At 42.3% G+C, this 18,715-nt stretch carries 21 protein-coding genes; 9 read left to right on the forward strand and 12 right to left on the reverse strand.

Annotated elements, in window-relative coordinates; translation table 11 throughout:
- Positions 1-62: 62 nt before the first annotated feature.
- Positions 63-1,250 carry an iron-containing alcohol dehydrogenase gene (locus LPY66_RS11500; RefSeq protein WP_337984478.1) on the reverse strand — a complete coding sequence of 396 codons (1,188 nt, stop codon included), beginning with the start codon at positions 1,248-1,250 and terminating at the stop codon, positions 63-65.
- A gap of 351 nt (positions 1,251-1,601) precedes the next feature.
- Here LPY66_RS11500 and LPY66_RS11505 point away from each other — a divergent pair, with 351 nt between their 5' ends.
- From LPY66_RS11505 to LPY66_RS11515, 3 genes are read left to right on the forward strand one after another with little or no spacing between them, the layout of a single operon-like run.
- Positions 1,602-1,997, forward strand: coding sequence for an FAD-dependent oxidoreductase (locus LPY66_RS11505; protein WP_337984479.1), 396 nt, complete (start codon positions 1,602-1,604; stop codon positions 1,995-1,997).
- 24 nt (positions 1,998-2,021) lie between these two features.
- Positions 2,022-3,971, forward strand: coding sequence for an oxidoreductase (locus LPY66_RS11510; protein ID WP_337984480.1), 1,950 nt, complete (start codon positions 2,022-2,024; stop codon positions 3,969-3,971).
- A 28-nt stretch (positions 3,972-3,999) separates the two neighbouring features.
- Positions 4,000-4,746 carry an SDR family NAD(P)-dependent oxidoreductase gene (locus LPY66_RS11515; RefSeq protein WP_337984481.1) on the forward strand — a complete coding sequence of 249 codons (747 nt, stop codon included), beginning with the start codon at positions 4,000-4,002 and terminating at the stop codon, positions 4,744-4,746.
- Positions 4,747-4,926: 180 nt separating this feature from the next.
- Here LPY66_RS11515 and LPY66_RS11520 read toward each other — a convergent pair whose 3' ends face one another.
- Together LPY66_RS11520 and LPY66_RS11525 are read right to left on the reverse strand one after the other, a co-directional pair.
- Positions 4,927-5,331, reverse strand: a complete 405-nt coding sequence (locus LPY66_RS11520; RefSeq protein WP_337984482.1) for an ester cyclase — start codon at positions 5,329-5,331, stop codon at positions 4,927-4,929.
- Positions 5,332-5,373: 42 nt separating this feature from the next.
- Positions 5,374-6,147, reverse strand: a complete 774-nt coding sequence (locus tag LPY66_RS11525; protein WP_337984483.1) for a glucose 1-dehydrogenase — start codon at positions 6,145-6,147, stop codon at positions 5,374-5,376.
- 162 nt (positions 6,148-6,309) lie between these two features.
- Here LPY66_RS11525 and tnpA point away from each other — a divergent pair, with 162 nt between their 5' ends.
- The 4 genes from tnpA (at position 6,310) to LPY66_RS11545 (ending at position 8,924) form a co-directional block, all read left to right on the forward strand.
- On the forward strand, positions 6,310-6,615 hold the full coding sequence (gene tnpA / locus LPY66_RS11530) for an IS66 family insertion sequence element accessory protein TnpA (RefSeq protein WP_089609048.1): 306 nt from the start codon (positions 6,310-6,312) through the stop codon (positions 6,613-6,615).
- On the forward strand, positions 6,612-6,968 hold the full coding sequence (tnpB, locus tag LPY66_RS11535; RefSeq protein ID WP_089609049.1) for an IS66 family insertion sequence element accessory protein TnpB: 357 nt from the start codon (positions 6,612-6,614) through the stop codon (positions 6,966-6,968). The genes tnpA and tnpB overlap by 4 nt, the downstream gene beginning before the upstream one ends.
- A 117-nt stretch (positions 6,969-7,085) precedes the next feature.
- Positions 7,086-8,708 carry an IS66 family transposase gene (tnpC, locus tag LPY66_RS11540; RefSeq protein WP_157677299.1) on the forward strand — a complete coding sequence of 541 codons (1,623 nt, stop codon included), beginning with the start codon at positions 7,086-7,088 and terminating at the stop codon, positions 8,706-8,708.
- A gap of 24 nt (positions 8,709-8,732) precedes the next feature.
- Complete coding sequence (locus tag LPY66_RS11545) at positions 8,733-8,924, forward strand: SDR family oxidoreductase (protein WP_337984484.1); 192 nt, start codon at positions 8,733-8,735, stop codon at positions 8,922-8,924.
- A 180-nt stretch (positions 8,925-9,104) separates the two neighbouring features.
- Here the strand turns inward: LPY66_RS11545 and LPY66_RS11550 are convergent, their stop codons facing one another.
- The 3 genes from LPY66_RS11550 to LPY66_RS11560 form a co-directional block, all read right to left on the reverse strand.
- Entirely contained in the window at positions 9,105-9,509 is a 405-nt protein-coding gene (locus LPY66_RS11550) for an ester cyclase (protein ID WP_337984482.1), read from the reverse strand.
- A 42-nt stretch (positions 9,510-9,551) separates the two neighbouring features.
- On the reverse strand, positions 9,552-10,325 hold the full coding sequence (locus LPY66_RS11555) for a glucose 1-dehydrogenase (RefSeq protein WP_337984483.1): 774 nt from the start codon (positions 10,323-10,325) through the stop codon (positions 9,552-9,554).
- Between the two features lie 171 nt (positions 10,326-10,496).
- Positions 10,497-11,378: a LysR family transcriptional regulator gene (locus tag LPY66_RS11560; protein WP_337984485.1), complete on the reverse strand. Its 882-nt coding sequence runs from the start codon at positions 11,376-11,378 to the stop codon at positions 10,497-10,499.
- A gap of 563 nt (positions 11,379-11,941) precedes the next feature.
- On the opposite strand from LPY66_RS11560, the gene LPY66_RS11565 reads away from it, so the two are divergent.
- Positions 11,942-12,139: a hypothetical protein gene (locus LPY66_RS11565; protein WP_337984486.1), complete on the forward strand. Its 198-nt coding sequence runs from the start codon at positions 11,942-11,944 to the stop codon at positions 12,137-12,139.
- Between the two features lie 11 nt (positions 12,140-12,150).
- Here the strand turns inward: LPY66_RS11565 and LPY66_RS11570 are convergent, their stop codons facing one another.
- From LPY66_RS11570 to LPY66_RS11580, 3 genes are all read right to left on the reverse strand, one after another.
- Positions 12,151-14,007, reverse strand: coding sequence for an ASKHA domain-containing protein (locus LPY66_RS11570; protein WP_443112487.1), 1,857 nt, complete (start codon positions 14,005-14,007; stop codon positions 12,151-12,153).
- Between the two features lie 79 nt (positions 14,008-14,086).
- Entirely contained in the window at positions 14,087-14,272 is a 186-nt protein-coding gene (locus LPY66_RS11575; RefSeq protein ID WP_337984488.1) for a 4Fe-4S binding protein, read from the reverse strand.
- A gap of 253 nt (positions 14,273-14,525) precedes the next feature.
- Complete coding sequence (locus LPY66_RS11580; RefSeq protein ID WP_337984489.1) at positions 14,526-14,930, reverse strand: pyridoxamine 5'-phosphate oxidase family protein; 405 nt, start codon at positions 14,928-14,930, stop codon at positions 14,526-14,528.
- A 270-nt stretch (positions 14,931-15,200) separates the two neighbouring features.
- On the opposite strand from LPY66_RS11580, the gene LPY66_RS11585 reads away from it, so the two are divergent.
- On the forward strand, positions 15,201-15,563 hold the full coding sequence (locus LPY66_RS11585) for a NifB/NifX family molybdenum-iron cluster-binding protein (RefSeq protein ID WP_337984490.1): 363 nt from the start codon (positions 15,201-15,203) through the stop codon (positions 15,561-15,563).
- Positions 15,564-15,681: 118 nt separating this feature from the next.
- Here LPY66_RS11585 and LPY66_RS11590 read toward each other — a convergent pair whose 3' ends face one another.
- The 3 genes from LPY66_RS11590 to LPY66_RS11600 all read right to left on the reverse strand — a co-directional run bounded on the left by LPY66_RS11590 (position 15,682) and on the right by LPY66_RS11600 (position 18,674).
- The gene (locus LPY66_RS11590) at positions 15,682-16,062 is read right to left on the reverse strand and encodes a DUF134 domain-containing protein (RefSeq protein WP_337984491.1); all 381 of its coding nucleotides are present in this window, start codon (positions 16,060-16,062) and stop codon (positions 15,682-15,684) included.
- 383 nt (positions 16,063-16,445) lie between these two features.
- On the reverse strand, positions 16,446-17,330 hold the full coding sequence (gene metF, locus LPY66_RS11595) for a methylenetetrahydrofolate reductase [NAD(P)H] (protein WP_337984492.1): 885 nt from the start codon (positions 17,328-17,330) through the stop codon (positions 16,446-16,448).
- A gap of 99 nt (positions 17,331-17,429) precedes the next feature.
- Positions 17,430-18,674, reverse strand: a complete 1,245-nt coding sequence (locus LPY66_RS11600) for an iron-sulfur cluster carrier protein MrpORP (RefSeq protein WP_337984493.1) — start codon at positions 18,672-18,674, stop codon at positions 17,430-17,432.
- Between the last annotated feature and the right edge of the window lie 41 nt (positions 18,675-18,715).

Genomic DNA, 18,715 nt, shown 5'->3' on the forward strand with positions numbered 1-18,715 from the left:
TCACTAAATTAATCGTTTACCAGACCTATTTAATTCCAACTAAAAATGCATTCATCTAAGAATTACCAAACATTTTCTTCGTATACTTTATCAAGAATCGAAATAATTGATTCTGTCGTGGTTGGCATTGGCGCAAGCGCCAAACCCATTTCAAGAACATTAGGCGGTATTTTTTCAAACAATTCCAGTTTATTCAGGCCGTAGGACTGAAGCGTGGGGATGTTCATAGCCTTCATCATGTCTCTTAATGCTTCTTTTGACTTGACCCCGATGCTTGCGCTATCTTCTCCCTCAGCAATATCGGCACCAAGCGCACGGCCAATGAAAGCGACTTTTTCAGGAACTGCCGATGCAATGTACGCAAGCACTTGCGGCATCGATATGACACAGGCAATTCCATGCGGTAGGCGGTAACTGGCTCCTAAGGCCCGACCAATATCATGCCCTAAATGACACAACGGGCCCATCATAGAAATTCCGCCTAGCGTTGCCGCCTCCATCATGTCAATCCTTGCCTTTAGATCATAAGATCCATTGGTATAAGCTCTCATGAGGCTATTCCCCACCAGCGTGATCGCCTTTTCAGCAGCTAAAGCAGCAAACGGATTATGTCCTATGGAGGTGTAGGACTCCATGGCATGACACAAGGCATCAAACCCGGTACTTGCGGTCACAGGTTTCGGCAGCCTTAAGGTAAGTTCCGGATCGCAAATCCCCAGCGTAACCTTACAACCGGCGCCATTGACATTCGTTTTAACCTGATTTTCAGTATCCGTGATTACGCCTCCCGGTGTGCATTCACTTCCTGAACCCGCTGTCGTCGGGATGACAATAAGCGTTATACCAGGGTTAGCTTTGGCGGCGAAACGACCAAAATATTGACGAAGAGGAAATGGATTAGTCTGAAGTAACGTTGCTGCCTTCGCCGTATCAAGCGAACTTCCTCCACCGAGTCCGATTATGCCATCGACTTTGTTTTCTAAACCGATCCGCGCAGCTTCTTCTGCCGACCAATCCGGCGGATCTGCCTGTACGCCGTTATAGCGAACCACTTCAATATCTTCTTCCCGAAGATATTTTTCAATTTTGTCCGGTAACCCGGCAGCTTCTATGTTTTTGCCAAATACCAACAACACTTTGGTACAACCAAAGCCTTTTGCTCTTTTCCCTACTTCTTTGGATGTTCCTACTCCGAATAAGATCGGATTACTCGCTGAAAATATACTGGGCATCATTTGATTTCCTTTCAAACCAAATTTATTAATTTAAATAATCATTGCATATTTATGATTCTATCAATAATTGCTTTTAATAGGGAAACATGAATAAGTTATCACTTTATAAGTATTATCCCAATATAATTTTCCGGGCATCTGAATTGGAGTCTGCAATTCTGATGGCTGAAACAAATAAAGGGGTTATTCTATTGTCTAAGATGCTTGAACCGAACAATGATAACTTATTTTCGCTAGTTTTTTACATATCGATTTCTTTACTTAAATTTATAAGGCGATAACTTATTGATGTTTGCTACTATTTCATTTTTTAGCTATACTCGCTTTGAATAACGTAATCGAGCATTTTTAACAAGGAAGTTTTTAATGAAATATTACAAACATCTTTTTTCTGCGATCAAAATTGGGAATACAATAGATATGCTTCCCTTTAACCAGATAGGTCAAGGCGGCAGTGTCATGAATATGACTGCACTCATGGCAAAGCTTGATGAATTGAATGTTAAGTTCATATTCGAAAGCAAAATGGAAAATGTCGAAGAGGATGGCATTGTCATCAGCGGCAAGAATAACGTAAAGCGCAAAATACCTTGTGATACCATTGTTTTGGCGCTTGGTCTCCGCCCCGACACCGATCTCGGCGAAGAGCTCCAAGACAAACTCACGTGTGAGGTTGTCTGCATCGGCGACTGTGCGGTCAGTCAGGGAACCTTAAAAAACGCAGTGAGCATGGCCCATTGCGCTGCTTATAATATTTTATAAAATATTTGAGGAGGAAGAACTGTAATGTCATTTAACGATTTCCAGCATGTTTTTACCCCGATTAAGGTTGGCCGAACAACATTGAAGAACAGAATCGAGTTCGCCCCCATGGTTTGTAATTTCACAAACTCAAGCGGCGAGGCTACAGACAAATATGTTGATTTTGTCGAAACTCAGGCTGCCAGCGGTGTCGCACTCATCCACTTAGGTGCAACGCCGGTTGATTTAGACACAGGTGCAGATTTTCCGAGTGAACTGGATGTTACTAATGATTTAAAAATAAACAGTTTAAAACTCTTGGCTGAGGCTGCCCATTACCATGGCGCTAAACTTTCCGTTGAACTGGTCCATGCCGGACGTGGCGTTGATTCCAAACTCATTAAAACCGAATGGGGTCTGGCCCCAACCAGCATGCCCTTGCCTGATAAGCATCCCTACATTAAAGAAATGGACCAAAAGGATATCGAGCACATCATAGACTGCTATGTGGATTGTGCTTCCCGTCTGAAGAGATGTACTTTCGATGGTGTCCTTATCCACGGCGCCCATGGCAATCTCATCGCACAGTTTCTCTCGCCATATACCAATCACCGGACAGATATTTATGGCGGCTCCTTTGAAAACCGTTGCCGTTTTCCTCTGATGCTGCTCAAAGCCGTGCGTGATGCTGTCGGTCCTGATTTCATTGTCGAGATGCGGATCAGCGGCGATGAAATTATCCCAGGTGGAATGCGGATTGATGAGGTCATTGAATTTCTTAAGCTGGCCCAAACGTATATTGATCTCGTTTCAGTTTCATCCGGACTCATTGTCGATCCTCATTACCACCATTATACGATGCCTTCGTATTATCAAAAAAAAGGATTAAACGTCCATCTGGCAAGAGCCGTTAAACAATGCCCGGACATAACGATTCCGGTCAGCGTCGTAGGTAGTATTTCGGCTGATATGGCGGAGCAAATTATTGCGGAAGGCAGTGCAGACATGTGTGCAATTGCCCGGAGCCTGCTGGCAGATCCCGATATGCTCAACAAATGTTACCGTGGCAAGCCGGAAGAAGTTAGAACCTGCCTGCGTTGCTGGTGCTGTGTGGGTGACGATTACGGACATATTGAGTGTGCGGTTAATCCTGCCCTGGGACGCAATCAAAAATATTCTAAAGTATGGAAAGCCGACGAGAAGAAAAAGGTGGTGGTTGTCGGCGGCGGTGTTGCCGGCTGTCAGTCAGCACAAACACTGATCAAGAGGGGGCATGAAGTGATATTGTTTGAGAAGAGCGATATGCTCGGCGGACTGCTCCATGATATTAACAAAATCCCATATAAAGAAGATATGCAAAAATACACCGATTGGCTCGTCAATACGACCATGAAGTGCGGGGCAGACATTCGCTTGAATACGGCGGCAACTCCGGAAAACGTCATGGCTGAAAACCCCGATGCGATCATTGTGGCTGTTGGCGCCTCTCCGGCTCATCCGCCTATCCCTGGTCTGGATAACGCCAATGTTTACAATGTATTGGATGTTGATTCCGGACGCAAAAAAGTGTCCGGCAACGTTGTGGTCTGCGGCGGCGGAATCAGCGGCTGTGAATCTGCTTTGGCCCTTGCGATGGAAGGCTGCAATGTCACGATCGTCGATATTTTGCCGGTTGATCAGTTTGCCAGTAATGTGATTGGGATGATCACCAATATCGTTTTAACAAAGTTAAAGGAAAACAATATCAAGCTCATCGGCAATCATCTGGTCCGTAAAATCGATGATCAAGGCGTGTTAATAGAAGGCAAAGATTGGTCCTATCAGACCCTTGAGGCAGATTACGTTGTGGATGCCCTGGGTATGAAGCCGAATAAGGAACTGGCTGACAGCTTCATCAAATTGCTTCCGGATGTTTACGTAGTCGGTGATGCCTATGAGGTAAAAAACATCCAACGAGCCAATGCCAGCGCATACATTCGCTGCTGCAATATCTAATTTTATTAATCTTAGGAGGTATCATAGCATGGCGAACAGATTAACCAACAAGGTTGCTCTCATCACAGGAGCAACTTCAGGAATAGGGAAAGCAACGGCAGAAATATTTGCTGCTGAGGGAGCAAAAGTGATATTTGTCGGGCGCAGAACTGAATTAGGACAGGCTGTGGAAGACGGCATACGGGCCAAAGGCGGAGAAGCCACCTTCATCCAATGTGATGTAACGGTGCAGCATGATCTAGAAAATGTTATCAACCGGACCATTGAAAAATACGGCCAAATCGATATCCTATTTAATAACGCAGGCGCCGGCTACTTAGGTCATACTCATGAAATGGATATTGTTGACTTTGATGCTTTATTTAACTTAAATATTCGCAGTTATTTTACCATGACGAAGTTAGTACTTCCCTACATGATGAAACAAAGGAACGGTTCCATCATTAATTGCGGCTCTGTTGGGGGTATTGTCGGTATGCCGAATAATAGTGCATATTCGTCAAGCAAAGGTGCGGTAAGTTTGTTAACAAAATCACTTGCGGTAGAATATGCAGCCTATAATATCCGAGTTAATGCCCTTTGTCCAGGAATGACGACATCCGATCTGGTACCCGCAGGAGGCGACGTAGAAAAATTATTTGCCCCGACCGTCCCGCTGGGACGTCCGGCAAAACCTGAAGAGATGGCCTATGCTGCTGTATTCTTTGGCAGTGATGAGTGTACGTATTGCACGGGTGCCCTACTGGTTGTAGATGGTGGTGTAACCAGCGCTTGAGACCCGAAATACTTATTTAATTTATTTGATATTTTGAACTGCGCCAGTCCATTAGACTGGTGCAGTTCAAAATATGACAAGCATGCTGCCCGGAAGATTAGTATAACAAATAAGCCTGCCCTCTAAAGGGTAGGCTTACTCTGTGTATAGGAAATACAGTGAAAATCCACCATTCTCCATTCAAATCCTGCCGATTTGCTTGAACAATTCATACGTATCAGCACAATCCCAATGTTCGGCGATTAATCCGTCCTGAATTCGGAAGATATCGACGACATGAAACATAAATCGATTCCCTGTTGGAGGCTGTCCAAGCCATTTGCCAATAGGCGTTCCTGTATTGGTGTTATACGTTGCTACGATATCCCCGTCGGCTACCAGGTGGATCGTGTCGTATCGAAAATCCGGAATAGACTGAAATGTTTGCTCAAAGAAACGTTTAAATTCTGCTCTTCCCTGCGGTATTTCATCATTATGCTGGATATAATCCTCCCGCATAATTTCATCGACAATACTCAAATCATGTTGATTGAAAACAGTATCAATCAGGACTTTAATAATCTCTTTATTATTTCTAAATTTCACTTTGAAATCCCCTTTATATTAGTTAAACAAACAGTAAGCAAACTAATAGCAAGATAAACCGCCATCGACTGGCAGAGCGACTCCGGTGACAAAAGATGCAGCATCTGAACATAACCAAATAACAGACGCCCCACATTCTTCGGGATTCGCAACTCGGCCGATCGGTACAGCTGTTTCGAAGTTCGGATGATCTTCCGTATTTAGAAGGTTGTCCATTAAGAGCGTACCTCCGGTCGGTCCGGGCAGAACAACATTAATCCGGATTCCTTTTTTCGCATATTCTAAGGCTGCTACTTTCGTAAGGTAAATCAGTCCGCTTTTACTCGCTGTATATGGAGAAAAACCAGGGACCACTTTTAAACCACCTACAGAAGAGGTATTGACAATCGCACCGAAGCCTTGTTTTAACATTTGCCTGATTTCATATTTCATACAAAGAAAAACCCCTGTAAGGTTAATATCAATCATTCTATTCCAAAGATCTTCGGGGTAATTTGCAATTTCAACAATCGGGACCCGTTTGCCGTCAGGTCCTATTCCGGCATTATTAAAGGCAAAGTCCAGGCGTCCGTATGCTTCTATGCTTGTTTTCACCATGGCTTCCACTTGGTCTGCCTTAGAGACATCGCATTGGAAAAAGATCGCTTCCCCTCCTTCCGCCTTGATTAATTCAACGGTTTCTTCACCACCTTTCACATTTGAACCCGTCGTTACAACGACCCTTGCTCCTTCCCGGGCAAACATTTGGGCAGTTACCCTGCCGATCCCTGTCGCGGCGCCTGTTATAAGCGCAACTTTACCATCAAACTGTCTCATTGGGCCACCCTCCCTTGTAGGGATTCATTTTTTAAGCAAAAAACTCTAATCAAAAGTGTTCTGGTACTTTCGATTAAAGGTAATTGTCAAAAAATCTACACATAGCAAACGCCTTTAGGAACTGAGATAATAACCTCAAGACTATTTGAGGAGGAATTATCTATGACTCTTAAAGAGCAGTCCATGATTAGGCGCCAGCAAGTAAAAGATTATCTTGCTTCCGGCCAAGCTGCAGCCGCATGGTGCTTAGAAAACAATCTAAACATCACTACACTCCGATACTGGGTGACCAAGTGCAACCGCGAAGCCAATGCTGATCCCCAGCAAAAAACCTTTATCGAGTTGAAGCAAACATCGATAAAGGAAGTTCCGGTCATTGTTAAGATCGGGGCAGTTTCCATCGAGCTGTATTCAGGCTTTCAAGCAGAGACTCTGCGCGAAGCTATTGCTGCTATTTATTCCATATGAGCCTAAATACTGCTGGCCTTAGAATATTCCTTTCTTGCAAGCCCTGCGACATGCGAAAGAGTATCGAAGGTCTTGCTACATTGGTCCAGACGCAGTTACAGATGGACCCTTTTGAAAACTGCCTTTACGTGTTCTGTAACCGGGCCTGTGATAAATGTAAGATCCTTCATTGGTCGAATAACGGCTGGTGGTTATATTATCGCAAATTGAGTCGTGGCGTTTTCCGATGGAAGTTTTACGAAAACAAACAGGTCCTTGAGGTCTCTGAACGGCAGTTTAGGTGGCTTTTAGATGGTTTATCAATGGATCAGCCATCCGCACATAAGCCTGTTAAGCAGCGGATAATTCTTTAACCGGTTTTGCTAAAATAATTTAATGAAATTGCCGTATTTTCCCCTGTTTCAGGGCTTTTTACCGCTATTATCCTGTAATTTTACGTTAGGTTCTTATATAATAAGGATATGAATAACGTGATAAAGTTACCTCAAAAACCACAACTGAATTACAGAGAAATGTCACAAGCAGACCTGGCTGCCCACTGCGAAAAGCAGGATAAGGCCATTGCCGAACTGACTCAAAACATGAATCGCCTCATTGAGATGATTCGTTTGAATAACCATAAGAAGTATGGTTCCAGCGGTGATTCTGTATCCTATCCCGAGGGAATGGAACAACTCTGCTTATTCAACGAAGTTGAAGTCACTGCTCAAAAAGGAGCGTCAGAACCAACTTTTGAAGAAGCAACGGCGAAGACCCCTAGAAAACCCAAACAAAAGGGTAAGCGTGAACAAGACTTCAAAGATTTGAAGGTCACCGTCATTGAACATGAGCTTCCGGCAGAACAGCAGGTTTGTCCAGTGTGTGACAGTCCCCTACACGATATGAAGGTTGAAATTACTAAGACACTGAAACTTGTACCGGCCCATTTCGAAGTTGAGGAACACCGCCGTCATGTCTATACCTGCCGTACGTGTGAAAAAAATCAAGGCGAAGGTGATAAGATCCCTTTTGTTCGTGCTGACATGCCCAACTTGCCGATTCCCGGAAGTTTTGCTACCCCGGAGTTGATCGCTGGCATCATCAATAGCAAATATACCAATGCAATGCCACTTTCCCGGATTGAGCGGGAGTTTGACCGGATGGACAGCGTCAGGATCTCTAGGCAGAACATGAGCAATTGGGTACTCCAATGTTCGGAGGAATACTTTTCAAGGATCTATACCCATATGAGAAGTGTCCTTCTGAGCAAAGACATCTTGCACGCCGATGAAACTTGGACCCGTGTTGTGCAGCAGGATGGCAGGGACTCCAAGAAAAAATGCTATATCTGGGTTTACTGCAGCGGGGCCCATGATGAGCCAATTATCTATTATGAATTCCATGAAAGCCGGGCTACGGAATCGGCCAAGGAATTTCTAAAGGACTACTCTGGTTTCTTGCACTCCGATGGCTACGAGGTTTACCATCGTTTGGGGCCGGGAATCACGGTTGTTGGATGTCTTGCCCATATAAAGCGTAAATTTACGGATGCTATTAAAGCATTAAGTCCGGAGGAGCAAAAGAAAACCGTTTGCTTCAAGGGACAGGAATATTGCGACTACTTGTTCCATATCGAAAAGAAATACAAGGATGCTACCCCCGAGGAGCGTCATAACAAGCGCCTCACCCTGTTAAAACCGGTGATGGATGCCTTTTTGTCGTGGCTTAAAGAGACCAAGCCCCTCATTGTACCCAAATCCCAAGCTTATGAGGCCGTAAATTATGCGCTGAACCAGTGGCCATACTTTGAGAATATCCTTTTAGATGGTCGCTTAGAGTTGACAAATAATTTGGTGGAGCGAAATATACGTCCGTTTACAATTGGCCGCAAAAATTGGGTCACCATGAAAACTGATCGGGGTGCACACGATAGCTCGATGGTTTACAGTATCATACAAACTGCATTGGCCAATGACCTAAAAGTTTATGAATATCTGGTCTATTTATTGAAACAGATGCCGAATACAAATTTTAACCAATTTCCGGAACTGATTGAGAAGTTTGTTCCTTGGTCTAAAGAGCTTCCGGCTAACTGCTACAAAACTAAAAATTGAAAATTCCCACGTCCAACCTTTGGGTTGGGCTTTTTTGTTTATTTTAAGTGCTTAGGATTTGACAATTACGAAAAATTATTTGCCCCGACCGTCCCGCTGGGACGTCCGGCAAAACCTGAAGAGATGGCCTATGCTGCTGTATTCTTTGGCAGTGATGAGTGTACGTATTGCACGGGTGCCCTACTGGTTGTAGATGGTGGTGTAACCAGCGCTTGAGACCCGAAATACTTATTTAATTTATTTGATATTTTGAACTGCGCCAGTCCATTAGACTGGTGCAGTTCAAAATATGACAAGCATGCTGCCCGGAAGATTAGTATAACAAATAAGCCTGCCCTCTAAAGGGTAGGCTTACTCTGTGTATAGGAAATACAGTGAAAATCCACCATTCTCCATTCAAATCCTGCCGATTTGCTTGAACAATTCATACGTATCAGCACAATCCCAATGTTCGGCGATTAATCCGTCCTGAATTCGGAAGATATCGACGACATGAAACATAAATCGATTCCCTGTTGGAGGCTGTCCAAGCCATTTGCCAATAGGCGTTCCTGTATTGGTGTTATACGTTGCTACGATATCCCCGTCGGCTACCAGGTGGATCGTGTCGTATCGAAAATCCGGAATAGACTGAAATGTTTGCTCAAAGAAACGTTTAAATTCTGCTCTTCCCTGCGGTATTTCATCATTATGCTGGATATAATCCTCCCGCATAATTTCATCGACAATACTCAAATCATGTTGATTGAAAACAGTATCAATCAGGACTTTAATAATCTCTTTATTATTTCTAAATTTCACTTTGAAATCCCCTTTATATTAGTTAAACAAACAGTAAGCAAACTAATAGCAAGATAAACCGCCATCGACTGGCAGAGCGACTCCGGTGACAAAAGATGCAGCATCTGAACATAACCAAATAACAGACGCCCCACATTCTTCGGGATTCGCAACTCGGCCGATCGGTACAGCTGTTTCGAAGTTCGGATGATCTTCCGTATTTAGAAGGTTGTCCATTAAGAGCGTACCTCCGGTCGGTCCGGGCAGAACAACATTAATCCGGATTCCTTTTTTCGCATATTCTAAGGCTGCTACTTTCGTAAGGTAAATCAGTCCGCTTTTACTCGCTGTATATGGAGAAAAACCAGGGACCACTTTTAAACCACCTACAGAAGAGGTATTGACAATCGCACCGAAGCCTTGTTTTAACATTTGCCTGATTTCATATTTCATACAAAGAAAAACCCCTGTAAGGTTAATATCAATCATTCTATTCCAAAGATCTTCGGGGTAATTTGCAATTTCAACAATCGGGACCCGTTTGCCGTCAGGTCCTATTCCGGCATTATTAAAGGCAAAGTCCAGGCGTCCGTATGCTTCTATGCTTGTTTTCACCATGGCTTCCACTTGGTCTGCCTTAGAGACATCGCATTGGAAAAAGATCGCTTCCCCTCCTTCCGCCTTGATTAATTCAACGGTTTCTTCACCACCTTTCACATTTGAACCCGTCGTTACAACGACCCTTGCTCCTTCCCGGGCAAACATTTGGGCAGTTACCCTGCCGATCCCTGTCGCGGCGCCTGTTATAAGCGCAACTTTACCATCAAACTGTCTCATTGGGCCACCCTCCCTTGTAGGGATTCATTTTTTAAGCAAAAAACTCTAATCAAAAGTGTTCTGGTACTTTCGATTAAAGTATATTGGCAGATCTATTTTTTGTCTAATAACAGTTTGTTTTTTTGTTATTGCAATTTCATACGTATGTAATAATGTAATAAGTAAACGCAATCAAAATTCGGTTTGATCGATGAGTTGCTGAAATAGCGCAAGTGAGGGATTTGTATTTTCTTTTAAATATACCGCATCGCAGCGGAATTTATATAGTTCTTCTTCTAATTCAATAAATATAAGGTTTTTGCCTACATGATCTTTCAATATGCTAGGTAACAATGCGATGCCCATATTGGCCTCCAACATAAGCAGCAAAGAATCTACACTTTCGGGGAAAGCGCTGATATTTGTCTGAATACCATTCTTTTTGAGAATCATATCAACCATATCATAACCATAAATATTTCCCTCTCGATTCAGCTCCAGTATGTGTTGATTTCTCAGCTGTTCGATAGACAAGCGGGCATGCTGGACGAGTGGATTTTTATGATGCATACAAACACTGATCGGGCTTTCCTGTATGTTTTTTACAACAAAATTTTCGGTTAAGGTCTTTGGAAAAACAAACCCAATATCCGCCGCACCATAATAAATATCATCAAACAAATCAAAAAAATTACACTGAGCAATATACAGTTTGATGCGCGGATAGCGCGCGTGAAATCTTTGAATTATATCTGTTATGACAATGCGATCATAAAGGCTGAAAAATACAATTCTTATACTTCCCTCGTAGCCATAGGCTGTTGCTTTTGTATTTTCTATTGCCTGCTGGTACGCATTGTAAACACGATATGCCTCATGTAAAAATGTTTCTCCACTGGGAGTCAGTGCAACTGATTTTTTGTCACGGATAAAAAGTTTGGTCCCCAATTCGTCTTCAATTTTAACAATGTGCTGGCTAATCGCTGTTTGTGAGATGTGGCATTCTTCTGCCGCCCTGGTAAAACTCTTATGCTTGGCTACAGCAATAAAGTAAGACAGTTTTTCTATATCCATTTTTCACCCTCACCTACAAATCAATTTAGGGTTCGTACCCATAGTAGATATTGATGACTCCTCAAGGAAGCTATCCCCTTGTTTTCCCATCGAAAACACTAAACTGTTCTAGTTCTCCCTAAGAAACTCATTATAGTCAGACTGAGTAATTTCCTGCTTATCCAAACGCAAAAAAATCATTCGGCTATTTCTAATGTATTCAATTCTTTCATGAAGTCAGCTGTGGATATCATCTTAAACTTAAACTTAGGAAATAAGTCAACAGTTACTAAAAGTAGGTTATACTCATAAAGAGTTTTCTTGATAAACTAGATTATCTCTTCTCTGGTGGCATGAAATTGTAGGTTGATTATACCGCACCCCGTTGTCAAGACATATTTTTGAAAATCTAATAACTAGAAGAAATAGTTTAATTTGTTTAAGAAATCGTAAAATATTAATCCCCAACTTTTTTATATGTGAAATCTATCGCATATAGTCTATATCTATATGTGTCTTATAATTAAAATTCAAGCTGTGTTCTTTTTTTGATATCATTATCTTCGAATAGATTTATAAAATATATGGATTTTGAAAATCAATTACTAATATATGCCCCTACCCCATCAAAGATTGAATGCACACACATTTATTATCCCATAATGGCGGCAAACCATGCCGGGGAAAAGTTTTTCACAATACGACTTGCCCGTACCATCTTGAAAGCCCCCTTATTACCTGATGAATCAGATTATGAAGAAAAAATCACATACCCTATTTGAATGTTCCTCGTCTAGCCTAATGCAAGCGCCTCTAGAAATTCGTCCTGGAAAAGTTTATCTGCAGAGAGTTCAATATGCTCGGTCACCAGTGCGTATTGATTTGCTTTGGCCATTTCAATCGTGGAAAGCAGCGCCATCTGCGCACCGTTTCCAGCAGCATTGCCAATGGATTGGATTTTAGCCAGTGGTACCTGGGGTAAAAGCCCGATACCTAAGGCGCTTTCTCTTGATATATAGTTGCCAAAAGCACCGGCTAAATGGATCATCTCTATGTCTTCCGGACTAACTTCGAGATGCGCCATCAGAACGCGGATTCCAGCAAGAATTGCACCTTTGGCGAGTTGGAGTCCGCGGATATCTTTTTGGGTAATTGTAACGTTCTCGCCCGATACGGTTTGGTCTTTCCAGGCCAGTACAAATTCCCGGCCACCGGTATCGGCAATAATTCTTTCCTGAAGCGCCGGTGAGAGTTTGGCGATATCGCTTTCAGCGGTAATCATACGGCCTTCTGACGTGATGATCCCGACGCGAAACATTTCAGAAACTGCCTCGATCAGACCTGACCCGCATATCCCACGTACTTTTTCGGTTTCTTTACCAATAACGCCAAGTTCTACGTCGTCCGATATCCTGACCCGTTCAATTGCCCCATCGGCGGCCCGCATACCGTACTTAACACCTGCGCCCTCGAATGTCGGTCCGGCTGCGGTTGAGCAGGTGAGAATCCTTCCCTTGCCTACTAATACCATCTCGCCATTGGTTCCAATATCCAAGAGCAAATGAATCCCTTTAAGTGTATCAATTTGGCCTGACAGCATAACTCCGATCGTATCTGACCCGACGTAACCGGCGACAATCGGTAAGATGGTTACAATTCCATCACCCAGGATGTTCAGCCCCAACTCCGAAGCCTTGAGAGAAACTGTTTGCCGAAAACCTGGAATGAAAGGTGCAGTGGCCAGATAGGTTGGATCAATTCCAAGAAATAAATGACTCATTGTCGTATTGCCAACGACAACAGCCTGGTAGATTTGCTCGGAGTTGATTTCTTTTTCTCTGCATAAGTCGCTAATAATGTGATTTAACCCCTCGACAACCAGTGACTGCAATTGGCTTAAACCGCCTGGATGATCGGCGGTATAGGCGATACGGGACAGGACATCGGCACCGGCTCCCTGTTGAGGATTGGTCAGAGCACCACGCGCCACGACTTTTCCATCGTTTAAATTCATTAAATATACCACAATCGTTGTGGTACCGATATCAATGGCTAAACCGTAGAATCGGTCTCGCGTATCTCCCGTTTCTACAGCTAAGATTTCATCCCCTGCTGTTACCGCTGTTACATGGGAAGAAACACCGCGTAAAATACCCGGTAATTTTGCGGCTACTCTGCGATTAAATCGAAAAATGCTATGCGATTCAGGGAGTTCAGCCATTAAACGTTCCCAATCAGAGCGTTGATCTGTTATGGTTGGCGTACTGACATTGACATCGTATTTATGAACATAAGGAGATAGCGCATGCCGTCGGTCAGCTTTTTCAAGCTGCGTTTTGCGATCATAAACGTCCTTTTGTTGGATCAACGTAATAGCCATATCTTCTTGAACATGTCTTTTACAGGCCAGAACGATCCCATTCCTAATCTGCTCATCGCTTAAAAACTTCTTTTCCTCAGGTAATGGCTCGCTGCGATATTCTGGAGGGAGGATCACGCGGCATTTGCCGCAGGTTCCCTTACCACCGCAAGCGCTTTGAAGGTGAACCCCTGCTGCGATCGCCGCTTGAAGTATTGTGCTTCCTGCCGGTACAGTACCAATACATTCTCCCCCAGGACATGCCGATTTCTGAAAGGTTATGTTAACCATTTTCATTACTTTAGAATCATACTTTCCATCCGTCATTAGTGCGGTCCTCCTAAATCAATCCACCTTTAATGATAGGCGGTTATTCCCCATTGTGAATTGCACCCATTGGACAGTAATTCACACATTTATTACAGTCAATACATCTTTCTGTATTAACTTTTGGTGCTTTATATCCTTGTTGGACTAACGCATTTACCGGACAAACTCTTACAGACTGGCACGGATGATTTTCCGGGCAACGTTTATTATCAATCATAATAGCCATAATAACACTCCTTTTTTGAAAATATAACATACCCTATAGGGGTATGTTAACATACTCTTATAAAAAAATCAATTCTATTACTTTAACACCTTTGATAACTACTATACAGCATATACAATACAAAGAGCCTGTCCAAGCGACAGGCTCTCGAGAAAAACTCTGCTATCATTTTACGACTTAAACTCTGCAGGAATCATTTTAATATATCCATCTTTTAATTATGTCCTTTTGAAGTATGAACAATATTTGTTGCTTATAGTTCTTGTCCTAAAGTCGGTCCGAAAGGAGAGCAATCATAAATTTTTTCGATTGTAAGTATTACCGCACCCTTTGGTTGAAGCTGTGGCATTTTTTCTTTAACCCAAGTCTGAGCCTCTTCAAATACACTGCCTGAATCGACAACGGTTGTACTTCCTTTGATCTGGTATGACTTTCCAGTCTGCATATCCCAAATCGATACAGCCATTATCGGGTTTGTATCAATATTTTTCTTTGTTTTATTCATAAAATTGTCGACAATCAACAGTTTATCGTCATCTAAAATTTTAACAAAAGTCATCGGAACAACATTGGGTGTACCATCTGATGACGCTGTCGCTACCGGAAAAACATCTTGCTTACTGAAAACACTTTTTATTTCTGAACTGAGTCTGGCCATCGCAATCCCCGTCCTTTCATTATTTATCCCTGCGCTTATACTTACATTACTTTGATAGCAGAATACCTCCGAGCAATGTATAAAATAAAATTTATGCCTAATGCTGTCTTAAAAAACACATTAAGAATTAAATACCCTCAGTACTCAATTATATATCGTTATGAACATATGTCAATATATAATTCGTTTATTGACATATGTCAGCTATATATTATAATAAATAACATATAATAATTATTCATTCTTGTATAACATGGAGGTAAATTTTAGATGAAAATTGCATTACCCTCTCGACAAAATTTTGTAGATGGTCATTTTGGTCACTGTGAGTATTTTACTGTTTTCACCATCGATGATCAGAATAAAACTATCATAAATCAGGAAACGGTTACCTCTCCAGAAGGCTGCGGCTGCAAATCAAATATTGCTCAAACATTATCAGACTTGGGTGTAAACCTTATGCTTGCAGGAAACATGGGCCAAGGCGCAGTGAATGTGTTAAATTACTCCGGCATACAAGTTGTACGCGGTTGTTCAGGCGATGTTAGAGAAGTTGTCCTTAAATGGCTTGAGGGATCTTTATTGGACTCAGGCGAATCGTGTGAAGCTCATGGGCATGAATGCCATAGTTAAAAGCGTTCACATTCCATTCTTGACTTATTATTAGCAATAATAAAGCCTTCTTTTATTTGTTACGAGCCTCAAGGGATAATAACAAATATCAGAAGGCTTTGATTCATTCTTTACCTATTCAATCCGCATGCTCTTCATTGTCAGGATAATATCTGGCACATCGATGTTTTAGACAGCCACCACAAGCGCATGTTTTTTCAAGTCCGTCACACAACTGGTAATCCCCGCCTTCGATCCGGAGTATTCTTTCATTGACAAGAGAATCAGCCAATTTTTGACGAGCATCATTGTAAATCCGTTGGACTGTTGTGCGGGCAATGTTCATTTGATCAGCACATTCCTCCTGCGTAAACCCTTCCAGATCAATAAGTCTTATTGTTTCATACTCATCAACAGACATCACGATTAAACTGTCACGATTCATTAGAGAATTTAGTGGCCCAAAGACGTTGCTTGCCGGCAAACAACAAACTTTTCGCCATTTTCTTGGTCTTGGCATTGTTTTACCTCGTTTGTCTTAAATTTTACATGTATCCTCTTGTTTTCGTTTGTTTTGTTATCTTTATTTTATAATATATTATCGCAAACGTAAAATCATTAATTTTATGCATTCGGCTCTGGCAGGACTATATGGTAGCAATAGATAACATAAGCGAAAAACTCAAATGAAAGGATAGAAAATGCGATAAGCAACTATTACGACAGGTTATCATTACAAAAATAATTATTAATCCCGATGAAAATAGCGTTAAGTGTTATTGACTCACTTAGCGTATAAAAAACCACGAAGGACGACACGCACCTGCGTTTTCTCACCCTTCGTGGTTTATCTTATTTACTTTTCAATTATTGTTTTATGAAATTTCTTTTTATGCGCTTGTTTTAAATCGTCAAAAGTCCTTTATTTTTCAGTCCTTTCACGATACCTGCTGCGGATTCACTTCTATCCATAGTGTAGAAATGCAATCCGCGAGCGCCTTCTTTAAGGAGTTCTTCACATTGCCCGATTGCATATTCAATTCCGAAATCAATAAGCGCCTTGGTATCGCCTTCAGGCAACTCCGAGATACCCTTCCTCAATTTTTCCGGTATCTTTGCACCGCAGTTTCCAGCCAGCATCTCCATCATTTTGACACTGTAAACCGGCATAATTCCTGGCAATATTGGGATGTTAATTCCGATTTTCTGACAACGTTCCATAAAGTTGAGGAAATACACATTGTCATAGAAAAATTGAGCTATGATAAAGTCGGCACCTTGATCAACCTTAAGTTTAAGGTATTCGATGTCTTTTTCAAGACTGGGCGCATCAATATGCCCTTCCGGATATCCAGCAACTCCAATACAAAAGCCATAATTCTGATGAATGAATGCCGCGAGCTCAGAGGCATATTTAAAACTGTCCGCCGGCACTTGCGTAACATCTGTGTCTTTGGGAGGATCCCCTCGCAGGGCTAAAATATTCTCTATACCAAGGTCCTGATAATTATTGAGAACGGAAGTTATCTCATTCCTTTTCAAAGCAAATGCTGCGAGATAGGCAACTACTTCCAATTCTTTTTCTTTCTTCAATTTTTTGACTAATTCGTAAGATCCATCTTTGGTCGAGCCACCGGCACCAAAGGTAACAGAGACAAAATCAGGCTTTAATGCTACCAGATCTTCAACTGTTTGGTTAAGTGTTTCAGCCGCTTTTTCGGTGCGGGCTGGAAAAAACTCGAAAGAGATGGTTGGTTTTCCTGTTTTAAAGATTTCTGACAATTTCATGTAGTTTCTCCTCTTATATTCCGTATTAGATTAAATCATCACTTCAATAACCTTACCATATGTTGTTGATAGGTTGCAAGTGCTTTGCGACATTCCCCTTTAGTGTCTGCCGCATTCGTCATGGTGCTGGTGATCATGGCAAACAGATCCGGTTGATTTCAGATTGCCCTGCAGATATTGCTCGACAGCAGTTTTTGCTTCACCCGATGCGCCGACAATAACTTCGATGCCCTTTTCATTGAAGATGTCAATCGCACCTCCGCCCATACCGCCGGATATAATCACATTCACACCCAAATCGTTCAAAAAGTTCGGGAGAAATCCTGGCCGGTGTCCGGGGTTGGCTACGGTTTCATTCTTAATAATATTTTGACCTTCTGTGTCGAAGATAATAAACCCTTCACAGTGTCCAAAATGTTCGGTAACCATTTTTCCTTCGCTTGCAACGGCAATTTTCATTTTCCTACCTCCATTTTCACTTTTTATATTACCTTTAGCGTTTGGTAGCTCTACTTTACCCTCATTTTCCAGAACTTCGGCAGCTTCATCAAACAGTTTGGTGCGATACTCTTCAATCAGTCCTTTGTCGCAGGATGCTGCGATATTTGGGTCAATTGGCAGCTTGGCAAGTACTTTAAGCTGATGCTGCTCTGCAATCTTTTCGATGGCGCTTTCTCCAAATATTTTATATTCCTTATCGCACTCCGGACACTTGAAATAGGACATATTTTCCACTAAACCTAAAATAGGAATGTTCATCGATTCTGCCATTTTTACAGCCTTGGCCACAATCATAGAAACTAAATCCTGCGGCGAAGCGACAACGATTATACCATCCATCTTAATGGACTGGTAGACCGTTAACGGTACATCACCTGTACCGGGGGGCATATCAATAAACATATAATCCACATCACCCCAAATGACGTCCGACCAAAACTGTTTGACAACACCGCTTAAGATCGGTCCACGCCAGATGACAGGATCTGTTTCATCTTTTAAAAGAAGATTAATCGACATAATTTGAATTCCTGTTGCGCTTTTTGCGGGGAACATCCCTAATTCGCTGGCATCAGGTCTTTCCTTTATCCCAAAAGCTTTAGGTATAGACGGCCCTGTTATGTCCGCATCAAGAATCGCGGTTTTATAACCTTTGCGCTTCATCGTTATGGCCAGCATCGACGTTACCAGGGATTTACCTACGCCGCCTTTACCGCTGACGATGCCGATAACCTTTTTAATGTTGCTAAGTTCATGTGGTTTGGCTGTAAAATCCATCGGCTCTTTTCTGTCGGCACATTCCTCACTGCAACTGCTGCAAGTTTGATTACAATCTTCACTCATTTTGTTCTTTCTCCTTATGTTTAATCTGTTTATTACGGTTG

This window comes from Dehalobacter sp. DCM, from assembly GCF_024972775.1.
Lineage (GTDB): Bacteria > Bacillota > Desulfitobacteriia > Desulfitobacteriales > Syntrophobotulaceae > Dehalobacter.